Source organism: Pseudomonas sp. McL0111 (assembly GCF_052567255.1).
Genome location: NZ_CP199585.1, coordinates 5,954,456 through 5,966,912 on the forward strand (window position 1 = coordinate 5,954,456; position 12,457 = coordinate 5,966,912).

The 12,457-nt window shown below is 56.2% G+C and carries 17 protein-coding genes; 9 read left to right on the forward strand and 8 right to left on the reverse strand.

Going from position 1 to position 12,457, the window contains the following annotated elements; genetic code table 11:
* Positions 1-28: 28 nt before the first annotated feature.
* A complete protein-coding gene (aroC, locus tag ACTWLJ_RS26710; protein WP_099758435.1) occupies positions 29-1,120 on the reverse strand; it encodes a chorismate synthase in 1,092 nt (363 codons plus the stop codon).
* Positions 1,121-1,250: 130 nt separating this feature from the next.
* On the opposite strand from aroC, the gene ACTWLJ_RS26715 reads away from it, so the two are divergent.
* Both ACTWLJ_RS26715 and ACTWLJ_RS26720 read left to right on the forward strand, forming a co-directional pair.
* Positions 1,251-2,204, forward strand: coding sequence for an alpha/beta hydrolase (locus ACTWLJ_RS26715; protein ID WP_445179138.1), 954 nt, complete (start codon positions 1,251-1,253; stop codon positions 2,202-2,204).
* A gap of 99 nt (positions 2,205-2,303) precedes the next feature.
* Positions 2,304-3,095: a hypothetical protein gene (locus tag ACTWLJ_RS26720; protein WP_445179139.1), complete on the forward strand. Its 792-nt coding sequence runs from the start codon at positions 2,304-2,306 to the stop codon at positions 3,093-3,095.
* Between the two features lie 123 nt (positions 3,096-3,218).
* Here ACTWLJ_RS26720 and prmB read toward each other — a convergent pair whose 3' ends face one another.
* A complete protein-coding gene (gene prmB, locus ACTWLJ_RS26725) occupies positions 3,219-4,127 on the reverse strand; it encodes a 50S ribosomal protein L3 N(5)-glutamine methyltransferase (protein ID WP_445179140.1) in 909 nt (302 codons plus the stop codon).
* 239 nt (positions 4,128-4,366) lie between these two features.
* Here prmB and ACTWLJ_RS26730 point away from each other — a divergent pair, with 239 nt between their 5' ends.
* The 5 genes from ACTWLJ_RS26730 (at position 4,367) to ACTWLJ_RS26750 (ending at position 8,840) form a co-directional block, all read left to right on the forward strand.
* Positions 4,367-4,957 (forward strand): cysteine hydrolase family protein, encoded by a 591-nt coding sequence (locus ACTWLJ_RS26730; RefSeq protein ID WP_445179141.1) that lies wholly within the window; start codon positions 4,367-4,369, stop codon positions 4,955-4,957.
* A 144-nt stretch (positions 4,958-5,101) separates the two neighbouring features.
* Positions 5,102-5,422, forward strand: a complete 321-nt coding sequence (locus tag ACTWLJ_RS26735) for a hypothetical protein (RefSeq protein ID WP_401218406.1) — start codon at positions 5,102-5,104, stop codon at positions 5,420-5,422.
* A gap of 74 nt (positions 5,423-5,496) precedes the next feature.
* Positions 5,497-6,054: a Smr/MutS family protein gene (locus ACTWLJ_RS26740; RefSeq protein WP_401218409.1), complete on the forward strand. Its 558-nt coding sequence runs from the start codon at positions 5,497-5,499 to the stop codon at positions 6,052-6,054.
* A 597-nt stretch (positions 6,055-6,651) separates the two neighbouring features.
* Complete coding sequence (locus tag ACTWLJ_RS26745; RefSeq protein ID WP_445179142.1) at positions 6,652-8,151, forward strand: DUF1254 domain-containing protein; 1,500 nt, start codon at positions 6,652-6,654, stop codon at positions 8,149-8,151.
* A gap of 470 nt (positions 8,152-8,621) precedes the next feature.
* Complete coding sequence (locus ACTWLJ_RS26750) at positions 8,622-8,840, forward strand: hypothetical protein (protein ID WP_445181420.1); 219 nt, start codon at positions 8,622-8,624, stop codon at positions 8,838-8,840.
* Positions 8,841-8,903: 63 nt separating this feature from the next.
* Here the strand turns inward: ACTWLJ_RS26750 and ACTWLJ_RS26755 are convergent, their stop codons facing one another.
* From ACTWLJ_RS26755 to ACTWLJ_RS26765, 3 genes are all read right to left on the reverse strand, one after another.
* Positions 8,904-9,167 (reverse strand): DUF1652 domain-containing protein, encoded by a 264-nt coding sequence (locus ACTWLJ_RS26755; protein ID WP_445179143.1) that lies wholly within the window; start codon positions 9,165-9,167, stop codon positions 8,904-8,906.
* Between the two features lie 171 nt (positions 9,168-9,338).
* A complete protein-coding gene (locus ACTWLJ_RS26760; RefSeq protein ID WP_445179144.1) occupies positions 9,339-9,839 on the reverse strand; it encodes a CinA family protein in 501 nt (166 codons plus the stop codon).
* 33 nt (positions 9,840-9,872) lie between these two features.
* Positions 9,873-10,148, reverse strand: a complete 276-nt coding sequence (locus tag ACTWLJ_RS26765; protein WP_445179145.1) for a hypothetical protein — start codon at positions 10,146-10,148, stop codon at positions 9,873-9,875.
* A gap of 203 nt (positions 10,149-10,351) precedes the next feature.
* Between ACTWLJ_RS26765 and ACTWLJ_RS26770 the strand changes: the two genes are divergently transcribed.
* Both ACTWLJ_RS26770 and ACTWLJ_RS26775 read left to right on the forward strand, forming a co-directional pair.
* Positions 10,352-10,609 (forward strand): DUF6555 family protein, encoded by a 258-nt coding sequence (locus tag ACTWLJ_RS26770; protein ID WP_445179146.1) that lies wholly within the window; start codon positions 10,352-10,354, stop codon positions 10,607-10,609.
* Positions 10,606-10,854: a hypothetical protein gene (locus tag ACTWLJ_RS26775; protein ID WP_445179147.1), complete on the forward strand. Its 249-nt coding sequence runs from the start codon at positions 10,606-10,608 to the stop codon at positions 10,852-10,854. The genes ACTWLJ_RS26770 and ACTWLJ_RS26775 overlap by 4 nt, the downstream gene beginning before the upstream one ends.
* A gap of 44 nt (positions 10,855-10,898) precedes the next feature.
* Here the strand turns inward: ACTWLJ_RS26775 and ACTWLJ_RS26780 are convergent, their stop codons facing one another.
* The 3 genes from ACTWLJ_RS26780 to ACTWLJ_RS26790 all read right to left on the reverse strand — a co-directional run bounded on the left by ACTWLJ_RS26780 (position 10,899) and on the right by ACTWLJ_RS26790 (position 12,328).
* A complete protein-coding gene (locus ACTWLJ_RS26780) occupies positions 10,899-11,435 on the reverse strand; it encodes a hypothetical protein (protein WP_445179148.1) in 537 nt (178 codons plus the stop codon).
* A 34-nt stretch (positions 11,436-11,469) separates the two neighbouring features.
* Entirely contained in the window at positions 11,470-11,691 is a 222-nt protein-coding gene (locus ACTWLJ_RS26785; RefSeq protein WP_445181421.1) for a PLDc N-terminal domain-containing protein, read from the reverse strand.
* A gap of 139 nt (positions 11,692-11,830) precedes the next feature.
* Positions 11,831-12,328 carry a YciE/YciF ferroxidase family protein gene (locus tag ACTWLJ_RS26790; RefSeq protein ID WP_445181422.1) on the reverse strand — a complete coding sequence of 166 codons (498 nt, stop codon included), beginning with the start codon at positions 12,326-12,328 and terminating at the stop codon, positions 11,831-11,833.
* Positions 12,329-12,457: the final 129 nt, after the last annotated feature.

Sequence of the window (12,457 nt, forward strand, 5' to 3'; positions counted from 1 at the left end):
TATGCCGCAGCGGCTTTAGGGTTTGCCATTAAAGCTGACCCAGCACCGGAGTGCTCACGCGCACATCGGCATTCTGCCCACGGTGACGCAGCAGATGATCCATCAGCACGATGGCCATCATCGCTTCGGCAATCGGCGTGGCACGGATGCCAACGCATGGGTCGTGACGACCCTTGGTGATCACGTCCACCGGATTGCCGTGGATGTCGATCGAACGGCCCGGCGTAGTGATGCTCGACGTCGGTTTCAGGGCCAGATGCGCAACGATCGGCTGACCGGAGGAAATACCGCCGAGGATGCCGCCAGCGTTGTTGCTGAGGAAACCTTCCGGAGTCATTTCGTCGCGATGCTCGGTGCCGCGCTGGGCGACGCTGGCGAAACCGGCGCCGATTTCCACGCCTTTCACCGCGTTGATGCTCATCAGCGCGTGGGCCAGTTCAGCGTCGAGGCGGTCGAAAATCGGCTCGCCGAGCCCCGGCATCACACCTTCTGCAACCACGGTGATCTTCGCCCCGACCGAGTCCTGATCGCGACGCAGTTGATCCATGTAGGCTTCCAGCTCCGGGACTTTGTCCGGATCAGGGCTGAAGAACGCATTGTCTTCGACCGAATCCCAGGTCTTGAACGGGATTTCAATCGGACCGAGCTGGCTCATGTAACCGCGAATGACGATGCCCTGGGTTGCCAGATACTTCTTGGCAATCGCACCGGCCGCCACGCGCATCGCGGTTTCACGGGCCGAGCTGCGGCCGCCACCACGGTAATCGCGCTCGCCGTATTTGTGGTGGTAGGTGTAATCGGCGTGGGCCGGGCGGAACAGGTCTTTGATCGCCGAGTAGTCCTTGGACTTCTGATCGGTGTTGCGGATCAGCAGGCCGATGGAGCAACCGGTGGTGCGCCCTTCGAACACGCCGGAAAGGATTTCGACTTCGTCGGCTTCCTGGCGCTGGGTGGTGTGACGGCTGGTGCCTGGCTTGCGGCGATCAAGGTCGCGCTGCAAGTCTTCGAGCGAGATTTCCAGGCCCGGCGGGCAGCCGTCGACAATGGCGACCAACGCCGGACCATGGCTTTCGCCAGCGGTGGTGACAGTGAACAACTTGCCGTAGGTATTGCCGGACATGCAGGACGCTCCGTGAAATCAAACCCAAATTCGTATTGCGCGCCAGTATACGCAGGCTAACCGACTAGTTCATCCTCGAACCTTAGTGGTGTTGGTGAGTCCAACCGGCACCTTGGCGAATGATGGCGTGATGATGCTGCGAGTTCTGATCTTGAGTCTTACCCTGTTTACCGGTTTTGCCCATGCCACCGTCCTGCAACGTCCGATGACTTTGGATACAGGCACTGGTGAGCTTTTCGGTTCGCTGCTGCTGCCAAAATCCGACAACCCGGTGCCGGTTGTCCTGATCATTTCCGGCTCTGGTCCTACAGACCGTGACGGCAATAACCCCGACGGCGGGCGCAATGACAGCCTCAAGCGTCTGGCCTGGGTGTTGGCCAAACACAACGTCGCCAGTTTGCGTTACGACAAGCGTGGTGTGGCCGCGAGCCTCGCTGCGACGCCGGATGAGCGCAATCTGTCGGTCGAAGCCTACGTCGCCGATGCTCAAGCCTGGGCGCGCAAGCTCAAGGCCGACCCACGTTTCGGCCAGCTGATTTTGCTCGGCCACAGTGAAGGCGCGTTGATTGCCACGCTGGCGGCGCCGGGTGCGGATGCGGCGGCGGTGATTTCCTTGTCCGGCAGTGCCCGCCCGGTCGATCAGGTGATCCGCGAGCAATTGGCCCGCAACTTGCCGCCGCCACTGATGCAGCGCAGCAATGAGCTGCTCGACAGCCTCAAGGCCGGTCACACCGATGACAATGTGCCGGCGCCGTTGCAGACGATTTTCCGGCCGAGTGTGCAGCCGTATCTGATTTCACTGTTCCGGCAGAACCCGGCCAAGGCCTTCGCGCAATTGAAGATGCCGGCGCTGATCGTTCAGGGCAGTAACGACATGCAGGTCGAAGTCGGCGATGCACAAGCGCTGAAAGCCGCCAAACCCGATGCTCAACTGGCCGTGATCGAAGGCATGAACCACGTCATGCGCATCGTCCCCGCCGACGTGAAACGGCAAATGGCCTCGTATAAGGACCCGAATTTGCCGTTGGCAGCGGAACTGGGCAGCCGAATCCTTGAGTTTATTGACGGACTTCACACCCGTTAACCGAGGTTTGCCCTCCAGTCCTGAAGAAAACGGCCGATAAGCCTTTGTCGCCAGCGCAACGGCTGGCGACAAGCAGGGCTTGGACAGGATCTCGCCGTTATGACTGATACCCCGACTTCACCCGACACCACCGCTGATAAAGACGCACCGCCAGCGGTCGAGCTGCCGTGGGCGGATGTCCACGTCGAGCACCACAAGATGCTCCGCCTGGCCCCGCTGCAGACTGACCGCAATACCGGCGGCCGGCCGCTGCGCTTTGTCGAGTTCGGTTACGCCGAGCGCACCAGCAAAGAACGCAGCCTGATGCGCATGGCGATCAAGTTGCCTGGCCAGCGTGTGCGCAAAGAACAGAATATTCTTGATGTGTGGGTCGATCACGCCACCAAGCGCGTGCATTTCGGCCCGGACAGCGGCTTGCAGATCGAGCCAATGAACCGTGGCATCGGTCGCTTCATGGCTGCTCAAGGCATCACTTGGGCGAAAAAGCGATGGCCCGCCTACACCGTCGACGGCATGGACTTGAACAACAAGGACGCGCTGAACGAAGACACCCGTCTGCGTCGTGATCACTTTCTACGGGTGCATGGTTTTGACGTGGTCTACGCCGATGCCCAGCATTTGAAAGGCAGCGTCAAGGAAGTGCAGGTCGGTGACTTGCTGGGTGACTGGAACAGCGAAAAGCTGCAGATCGTCGAGATTCTCGAAGCCGCGCAGATGCTGCAACAGGCTGAGCAGAATCTGGCCGAGCAGGAAGTGAAGCTGAAGAAGCAGGAAGACAAGGTCAGCAAGTTCAAGCGTGAAGACGCTGGATTGCGCTTTACCATTACCTGTCTGGTGGCGTTCGCGGTGTTTCAGGCCGGGTTGCTGATCTGGATTGCTACGCACCGGTAAAGTTTTAGACCGAGGCGACCCCATCGCGGGCAAGCCACGCTCCCACAGGATTTGTGTAGTGCCCGAATACTGCGGCACACATAGAATCTGTGGGAGCGTGGCTTGCCCGCGATGCTTTTAGGGTTACATGCGGGAAGCGAACAGGGCCTGATGGTTGCGGCATTGTTCCGCCGTCAGCATGAACACGCCATGCCCACCGCGTTTGAACTCCAGCCAGGCAAAGTCGACTTCCGGGTACAACGCATCAACGTGCACTTGGCTGTTGCCCACCTCGACAATCAACAAACCCTTCTCGGTCAGATGATCCGCCGCTTCGGCGAGCATCCGGCGTACCAGGTTCAGACCGTCATCACCGCAGGCCAGGCCCAGCTCTGGTTCGTGCTGGTATTCGTCCGGCATGTCGGCAAAATCTTCGGCATCGACGTAAGGCGGATTCGACACGATCAGGTCGAAACGCTGACCCGGCAAACCATCGAAGCCATCGCCCTGCACGGTATAAACACGCTCATCAACGCCATGACGTTCGATGTTCTGATTGGCCACTTCCAGCGCTTCAAACGACAGATCCGCCAATACCACTTCGGTATTCTGGAACTCGTAGGCGCAAGCGATACCGATGCAACCGGAACCGGTGCATAGATCGAGAATCCGCGCAGGCTCGCTGCCAATCCACGGCGCAAAGCGGTTTTCGATCAGCTCGCCAATCGGCGAACGCGGGATCAGTACACGTTCATCGACGATGAACGACATGCCACAGAACCACGCCTCGCCCAGCAGGTACGCAGTCGGAATGCGCTCTTCGATGCGACGCTTGAGCAGACGCTGAAGATTGACCAGTTCATCGTCTTCCAGCGCACAGTCGAGGTAGCTGTCGTTGATTTCCCACGGCAGGTGCAACGCACCCAGTACCAACTGGCGGGCTTCGTCCCAGGCATTGTCGGTGCCATGGCCGAAAAACAGATCCTCCCCATGGAAGCGGCTGACGGCCCAACGGATATGGTCACGCAGGGTGCGAAGGCGGGAAGTGATCACGGCGCAAAACTCCAGAAAAAACGACTGGCGATTCTACCAGCCAAAACGCGCCACGACGACGCGGGAAAAACATAGTGGGGGCAGTGGGAGTTTTCTGATTTTTGCATCAGCTTTTCAACATAAAGTGTAACTTGACATGGCTGCACGCCAGTAACGACGGTGCCTACGATGGTAGCGATTCACAGAACCGCTCAGCCAGAGGACAATGTCGCAAAAGCCCCACCCCAAGGAGCCCCCGAATGTCCGTTCCAAAAACGATGTTTCAACTCAGCGGCCGCGGTTATGCAGCAGCCACACTGAGCCATGCCACTGTGGTCATCATCGATGCCCAGAAAGAATATCTCAGTGGCCCGCTGGCCCTGAGCGGCATGGATGCGGCCGTCGCGAACATCAAACAACTGGTCGCCGCGGCCCGTGCAGCCGGTCGGCCGATCGTGCACGTGCGCCATCTCGGCACCGTCGGTGGTCTGTTCGATCCGCAAGGCGAGCGCGGTGAGTTCATCCCGGGCCTGGAACCGCAGAGCGACGAAACCATCATCGGCAAACTGCTGCCGAGTGCCTTCCACGGCACCGAGCTGCTGGATCGTCTGCAAAACCTCGGTTCGCTGGATCTGATCGTCTGCGGCTTCATGAGCCATTCCAGCGTCAGCACCACCGTGCGCGCGGCGAAGAACCTGGGTTTCCGTTGCACCCTGGTTGAAGACGCCTGCGCGACCCGTGACCTGCCGTTCAAGGGCCGGGTGATCAGCGCTGAACTGGTACAGGAAGCCGAAATGGCGATCATGGCCGATAACTTCGCCACCCTCGCCCTGACTCAAGATCTGATCTGATCGTTCGCGCCAGTCGAAGCTCTGATGAGCGGCTCACACCGCCGCTCATCCGCAAAAGCCTCTCATTTGCTGCAATTGCCTTAGCCTCAGGAACAACCCGGTCAACTCCCGGTCGAAGGGCCGATACCATTGAGGAAGGTCGGAATGAAGTTATCCGATGGATTTGACGCTCGCCGCTTGCGGCCCAAAGGCCAAAGCAACTGGCGTTTTCGATTCGGCGCAATGATCGCCGCCATTCTGGCGACGTTCGGTGTGCTGCTGGCGATGGCCGGAGCCGCCAGCCTGCTGGGGCGCCCTCCCGCGCTCGGCGACTTGAACGCAACACCGCTCGGCTCGGCAATCATTCTGGCGGTCGGCTTGTTGTTTCTGTACTTCGGCGTCGCCCTGTGGCGTCGTTGCCGCCGTCGCGCACGGCAATCGCGGGAACTGAACATGTCCCCGCATCTGATGAAAAAACACGACTGACTCAACGGCCTGGCTTTTTGCCGGGCCGTTTTGTGTCGACTTGGGTAAACTGGCCGCCCTTCGCGGAGGCTGACATGCAAGACGACGATTTTTCCCTGTTCAAAAGTGCGATCCAAGGCGTCAAGCCGATCAAGCACGACCGCGCCGACACCGGCAAACCCAAGGCTGACCGCGCCCAGATCGCCAAACTGCGCCAGTCCGCGACCGTGCGCACTGAAACCACCACCGTTGACGGTCTGTCCGATCAGTTCGTAATTGACGTCGGCCCGGAAGACGAGTTGATGTGGGCCCGCGACGGGGTTCAGGAAAGCCAGATGCGCAAGCTCAAGGTCGGCCAGATTCCGTTCGAAGGCAGCCTCGACCTGCACGGCATGAGCGTCGAGAAGGCCCGCGAGACCCTTTGGGCATTTCTCGCCGAAGCAACCAAATTCGAAATCCGCTGCGTACGCGTCACCCACGGCAAGGCTGTGCGGCTGGACGGCAAGCGCCCGATGATCAAAAGCCACGTCAACACCTGGCTGCGCCAGCATGCGCAGGTGCTCGGCTTCTGCTCGTGCCAGGCCAAACACGGCGGTGCCGGCGCGGTTTACGTGATCCTTAAACGCACCATGATGGAAGGTCGCGACGAGTAAAGCCGTTACACCGAACTTGCAGGGTTGTGTCCGCCACCGTACCCTTGTCCTTTGCGAAAATCCCCACAGGTAGTTTCATGTCCCTGGAACAGAATTACACCGCCATGTTTAGGGGTTTTCAGTAGGTTCTCAGGGTCAGTGAAATCAGGGACTTAGCACTGAGGACAACCCAGAATTTCATGCTGATACGCAGTTATTGGTACAGAAATTGGTACGGAATTCATATCCCACACTCACGAAAAAAGCCCCGCATCGCTTGAAAGCGATGCGGGGCTTTTTTCATTGTTGAATGATGGTTTGACCCTAAATCGAATGGCGGCTATCGGCCAAAGGCACCCATTCGTGAATGTCCGTTTTCGACCCATAGAAGACGTTCGCGGCGTTGAATTTCCTAACGCAATATCTCGGTGTAGACCAAATAACGTCTTCATGGGAACAGCGTCTTCCGACGCCCGCACGTGCCAGCCGCCTGACCGGCATATCAATAGGTATTGAGGGGGCAATGAAGCCTATAGTGACCCACTGCTTTGTTCGGCATCGTTCGCGTTGACGAAGAACAGAGTTTTGGAATCTCCATTTTTGCATTAGGGGCTCGGCATGGAAGTGACAAAGCGGCAATTCAACAAATTGTTCCTGGTGGCGGCGGTGGCGGCATTTGGCCGTAACACGGCTTTCGCGGAGTCATTAACGCCCAATGCCGAAGGATTGAAGACAACCTCTGCGCAAGATTTGGCTTTCCGCGCCTTCAGGCCCTCACCGGCCAAAAGCTGGGATGAGCAACAGGCTTACCAGCGGGGCATCGAGTCGGTCATCTGGGCCATGCCTGCCGTGAGCATGGCTTTCTTTCGCGAGAGCGCGTTCAAGGCCTACGGCGTCACCTATCACGATGTCATCGCTTTCTCGCACCCGGCGCAACCGCGCCATGAACTGCTGACGTCCAATGCCCAAGTACCTTATGTTTTTGCGTTCTTTGATCTGCGCAATGGCCCGGTGGTGATGGAAGTTCCGCCTTCGAACGCTACATCGCTGCTGTATGGTCAGGTGGTTGATGCCTGGCAAGTGAGTATTGCGGACATCGGCCCCTCCGGCGCGGACAAAGGTACCGGTGGCAAATACCTGTTTACCCCGCCCGACTGGAAAGGCGAGCTGCCTGCGGGTTATCTGCATGTCCCGTCGCTGAGCTATCGCTTGAATATGATGCTGCGTTCGGTGAAGCGCGGCGCAGCAACCGATGAGGATGCAGAGGCCTACTCGCATCGGCTGAAAATTTATCCGCTGGCAAAGGCAGACGCGCCGACTACTCGCTTTGTCGACGGCTTTACCAAAGCTTGGGACAGCCTGCCGCATTATGACATGCGCTTTTACCTCTACATCGTCGACTTGCTCGACGTCGAACCCGTGCGCGAACGGGACAAGGTAATGATGGGCATGCTCGACAGTCTGGGCATTGCGCCAGGCAAAGCCTTCAAGCCGGATGAGCGCACAACAACGATCCTCAAGCAGTCCGTGGTGGACGCTCGTGCCATCCTTGAAGCGTTTTTCGAGGATTGGGGCAAGGCCATGTCCAAGTTCTATCCAGATCGCCAATGGGGCTACCTAGCGATTGATCCCAAACACCTCGAAGCTTTTACCTACGAAACCGATACCACGCTTTATTACGATGATCGTGCGGGAGGGATGTTCTACGGCGCGACGTTCCTGCCGAAAAGTCTTGAGGGCGGAGGGGTGTTTTACCTGTGCTCGCTTCGCGACGCCCAAGGCAACTTGTTCAAGGGCGATGGCGTCTACCGCATGCGTGTGCCCAAAGACGTTCCGGCCAAGGACTTCTGGGCACTGGTCGCCTACGACCTGGACAGCAAGTCCTACATTCCGAATGAATTGGAGCGCGGTGGCTTGTCCAGTTACGACAAGGACAAGATGAAACTCAACGCCGATGGCAGCGTCGACCTGTACCTGGCGGCAAAAGCACCTGCCGGGCAGGAGAATAATTGGGTGCCCACGTCGGGTCGTGATTTTTTCCTGTTCTTTCGGTTTTATGGCCCAGAGAAGTCAGTCTTTGATAAGAGCTTCGTCTTGCCTGATGTCGAGAAGCTTTAAAGCAGCAATCAATGCACAGGGCAGATGCCTGTGCGGGAGAGCTGAGCATTGAGCCTCGTTTTTTGGCCATTACTGTCATTCGTGACGGGCAGTTAATGGCCGAAAGCGGCCGCTGGCTGGCTCCGATGATGGATTGGGTGCAGTAGCCCGCGTCCCCCCGGGCTGATTGGTTAAGGTCACGCAACTGCGATGTGTTGTAGCAATTTTTAAGCATGCGACAATTGCTGCCCGCCTAGCGCAATATCGGTACTAGCGAACAGGCTATCAAGGAGGAATGGGCGTATGTGCAAATGTTGGCTAAAGGGTTGTAAGGGTTGGGAGTTCGGATCTCTCCTTGACAGCAACCTCAGTAAAACGCAATCCCCTCATTTTCCTATAAAAATGCGTGATTTTGAGTTTTTTTGCATACTGAACTTCACTAGCGACGCAATGATCTAGGCTTGAGCGAACCAAACTCCAAGGACGACTTCATGCCATTTGACTCAAATTCCAACATTGCCGCGGCAGATGCTCTGACATTGCTTCTGCAGAACCAGCATGCTTTGGCGGCGGCGATAGAAGAGGTTACGAAATGGCTTTCAGACAGCGGCGTAGACAATGTTGCGGAAAACGCAGGCGCGGCCATGGCAACCTTGGACACAAATGCAAAAGCCATTACCGACGTAATTATGCGACTACGGAATTCCTAGGCCGCTTGGATGTGCATCCGAATTCTTTGATGCATGAAAGTCAGCTTCTGGACAGAGGCATATTCAACTCGACGCTCTCTCGCGCGGCCAAGATCTCTCCGCATGAGCAAGTTTGAGTTCTTCCCGAACCTCATCAATGAGCTTTGTGATTGCTTGTTTCCCTGTCAGGCGATTGATTGAAATTCCCGTTACCAGCAATTCAACCTGGCCTGAAATAGGATCGAATATCTGCGCTTGGAGTGAGCCCTGCGGCTCAACCGCACATTTGCATGCAAGTGGCAGAAACGCCGACTCAATGATGTGGCGGATTTCAAGAATGGACAACATAGCGACCCCTTTAGGCAGGAGTCAGCCAAGACACTCGTGCTTTATTGGATTCATTGTAATGCCATTACCCGAAGCCGCTTGGCAGAGTGACGACGTCTTCAGACTACGCCTTCTCTGTGCATGCCTTAGACCTATTCGGAGTTAATCGTGGCTGCAAAAGCCGCACCACTCTTAGGCTCGTTCGCCGGCGAGTGTCCGGGCATGGAAATGGGCTACCGATTCAAGGGCATGCTCTGCGGCCATGAGCTGTACATCACAGCGAGAACCGAAGAAGCGAAGCTGGCGAGTAAATACACTCTGTCCCTGTTCGGTTTGAAAGGCCCATGCAAAACAAATGGTGCCCGCCGGTATGCCGTCGACATCGTCTGGGCCCAAGATACCGGTGGTTGCAACAGCAACGTTCGCAGGGCTGTCGCGTAATGCACCTAGTGCCATTTCTCGAGCTACCTCACAACTGGTCAGGTTGAACGTCTCGATGGTGCTGGGACTGACATTCAATAAGCGCTGCTTTGCCCCTGGCGAATAGACTACATACCCACTTTCAATCAATTCGCCGCTGCCTTCTACCTCAGACAGTAATGTGACGATCTTACCTGCAGTACACGACTCGGCAGTCGTCAATCGCAGTGCGTGCTCGCGGAGATAGGTAACAGTGAGGTCAGCAATGGCCATACCCACTTCCCCCGTATTGTTGAGCAATGGATCTCATCGGCTGTAATTGATTCTTGAGCAGTCGTGGTAGTCGTCTCCTGCGACGGCACGTAAATAAGCCTGATCAGCCTCAGCTCGCAGTTCTCGCCACTCCTGCCACGTCACGATACCGAGCCGATCCATTTCATCAGCCTGGCGAAGCAGCTCATCGTGGTAGGCATCCGGGCAATCTCTTCTTAGTGGCCCGTCCTCCAACGCCCGATGCCAACGATCATAGGCGCGAAGCTTTTCTTCTTGGTGGGTAGAGAAAACGTATTTGCAGGGATTCATGGCGTCGACTCTTCGACATGGTTTGTCGGTTGAGCCCGTAAATTTATGCACAGTTCAGCGGAGCCGACCAGAGGAAAGATCTATTGCAAATGTTGGATGGTTTTCGGTCGGGATCGAGGGACGACACGGAAAGGTGAACAGGTATTTTTTTGGAATTTTTCAGCTGAGGATCGCTCCTTTGCATATGAGCAAAAGGAGGCCTCATGAATCGCACTGATCTGTACGTCATTGAATACCGGCTTCATGGGAAGCCGAAATCGTTCGTCATTCGTTCTCCAAAAATGGGAAACGCTGATGCTTGGCATTGGGCATGCTGCGACGCCGATCTGGCGCCTATCCCAAAACCCGGAAAGCCGCCCCTTAAGGTTTTCAGTAAGCCCATGGCTGAAAGGTTTGGCGTGACGGATGTGAGATGGCGGGAGACCACCAAAGTAGATTGGACGGAGGCTGTGTCATCATGAGCCAGCACACGAATAAACCTGCCGCCCCGCAGGGGGACGATGAATTGGCGCGTAACGCTGCACTTTTTTTCGAAGCGGACCGGCTGGAGGCTTATGCCTACAGCCTACTTGAGGGCGACTCGACGAGTACTGTTTCTTGGGAGCGTTTCACTGAGGCTAAAGCATTGGCCGATGCTAAACGTATTGAAGCGCAGCAGGATCTGCTGCGCATTCGCGGGCAACTTATAAACTCGCCGTTGCCGTGATCCTTCAGCGTTCAACAGTGACTGACAGCTCAACTGAACAAGGTCTAACCGAACGGTTTTGTGATCTGGATAACCACAGCCCAGATTCCGAGCACGATCCAGAATGTTGCAAAAATCCACGGTGTGCGCACGGAAAACAACAGCGCCTTACGATAGCCTTTATGGGTGGACTCTCGTTCACAAAACAGTGGTGACTCGTCATACGCCATGCCCATCACAGGCTCGCTTCTCAACAGCTCACTTTGCTTGTAGTACCAATGATCAATGATGTCGTAAGCCGCTCGAATACCGGGCCAAGCGTTGAGAGTGCTAAGTAATCCAAGCAGCGCGAGAAAGGGAGGCACGATCAGCGTAAAGAGCTTACCCCACTCCGGGTTTAGGTTTCCCATACAAGACGCAAATGCGATCACCAAAAAAGACTGTGCTGCCAAATAGGCGTCGGTGCGGTTGGCTAATATCGACGTTTCGTAATGAATCTCACGACGATAAAATTCCAATCGTTCTTTGGGCGACCCGAACATCTTGGCATTGTGTTCGGTCAGATCAGCTTCGCCCATCTGGGAGGTCAGGATTCTTGGCAAAGCTTTTACCTCGGGAATGGCATAACGAACTGTGTCACCCCTTGCTGTGTTCCGGAGAGGATGGACCTTTTGTGATACCTCTCGGACCTGCTACACCCCATATCACCACCCCGAGTAATGGGACCAGGAATATTAGCGCTGTCCAGCCTGCTTTCATCCCGGAGGACTTGTCGCTTCTCATCACACTGTTCACTGCCCACAGGTCCAGTAGCAGAACAATGACTGCACAAGCGATCCAAAAATATTGTGTTTGCATCATGCACCTCCGTCGTTCGTATAGCTTGGGCGAACAGACAATGTTTAAGGTTCAAACCGCACGACAATCGGCTTGTTTTAAGGGCGCGACGGCGTCCCAAGTCGCCGTCGCGCACATACCGACTTCAATCACAGCGTCGTTATTTTTCGAGCGTCGCCGCCTGGTTACCACCCTGCTCGGCAATCTTCGACAGCTTCTCGTCAGCCCCTTTCTCTTCCGCCAAAGTAGCAGCGAGTAACGTGGCTGCATCGTCTAGTTTCAGGTGCCTGGCCATCGCGATCAGCGTACCGTAACTGGCGATTTCGTAGTGCTCGACCTTTTGCGCCGCACCGATCAGCGCCGCATCCAGCACCGCGCCTTTGTCAATTTCGTCGAGCAGCTCCTTGGACTCTTCGACCAAGCCTTCCATCGCAACGCATTTCATGCGCTTGAGCTTCAGTCCGGTCAATTCGACCAGTTGATCGATACGCTCAATTTGGCCTTGGGTTTCCTCAAGGTGCGAGGTGAAGGCTTCGGCAAGCAATGGGTTGGTCGCGGCCCGCGCTAAGCGTGGCAATGCTTTAGTAATTTGCTTCTCGGCGCTGTAAACATCTGAAAGTTCATGAACAAACAGGTCTTCAACAGTTTTTCTAGCCATTTCTACCTTCCTTCTGGTCACTTGATGTTTACCCGAGGCGGCGATCGTTTAACGAGCCTGCCATCGTGGCGTTCATGGAAACTGACCCAACAATTTGAATAGGCGTTCCAAGAATTTTTCGTTACGCAG

Bases quoted from the DNA above. Each gene is read 5' to 3' on its own strand.
- ACTWLJ_RS26765 (WP_445179145.1), bottom strand. From the start codon at position 10,148: ATGAATCCCTGCAAATACGTTTTCTCTACCCACCAAGAAGAAAAGCTT.
- ACTWLJ_RS26750 (WP_445181420.1), top strand. From the start codon at position 8,622: ATGCCATTTGACTCAAATTCCAACATTGCCGCGGCAGATGCTCTGACA.
- ACTWLJ_RS26730 (WP_445179141.1), top strand. From the start codon at position 4,367: ATGTCCGTTCCAAAAACGATGTTTCAACTCAGCGGCCGCGGTTATGCA.
- ACTWLJ_RS26775 (WP_445179147.1), top strand. From the start codon at position 10,606: ATGAGCCAGCACACGAATAAACCTGCCGCCCCGCAGGGGGACGATGAA.
- aroC (WP_099758435.1), bottom strand. From the start codon at position 1,120: ATGTCCGGCAATACCTACGGCAAGTTGTTCACTGTCACCACCGCTGGC.
- ACTWLJ_RS26740 (WP_401218409.1), top strand. From the start codon at position 5,497: ATGCAAGACGACGATTTTTCCCTGTTCAAAAGTGCGATCCAAGGCGTC.
- ACTWLJ_RS26790 (WP_445181422.1), bottom strand. From the start codon at position 12,328: ATGGCTAGAAAAACTGTTGAAGACCTGTTTGTTCATGAACTTTCAGAT.
- ACTWLJ_RS26785 (WP_445181421.1), bottom strand. From the start codon at position 11,691: ATGCAAACACAATATTTTTGGATCGCTTGTGCAGTCATTGTTCTGCTA.
- ACTWLJ_RS26745 (WP_445179142.1), top strand. From the start codon at position 6,652: ATGGAAGTGACAAAGCGGCAATTCAACAAATTGTTCCTGGTGGCGGCG.
- ACTWLJ_RS26715 (WP_445179138.1), top strand. From the start codon at position 1,251: ATGATGCTGCGAGTTCTGATCTTGAGTCTTACCCTGTTTACCGGTTTT.
- ACTWLJ_RS26755 (WP_445179143.1), bottom strand. From the start codon at position 9,167: ATGTTGTCCATTCTTGAAATCCGCCACATCATTGAGTCGGCGTTTCTG.
- ACTWLJ_RS26720 (WP_445179139.1), top strand. From the start codon at position 2,304: ATGACTGATACCCCGACTTCACCCGACACCACCGCTGATAAAGACGCA.
- ACTWLJ_RS26770 (WP_445179146.1), top strand. From the start codon at position 10,352: ATGAATCGCACTGATCTGTACGTCATTGAATACCGGCTTCATGGGAAG.
- ACTWLJ_RS26760 (WP_445179144.1), bottom strand. From the start codon at position 9,839: ATGGCCATTGCTGACCTCACTGTTACCTATCTCCGCGAGCACGCACTG.
- ACTWLJ_RS26735 (WP_401218406.1), top strand. From the start codon at position 5,102: ATGAAGTTATCCGATGGATTTGACGCTCGCCGCTTGCGGCCCAAAGGC.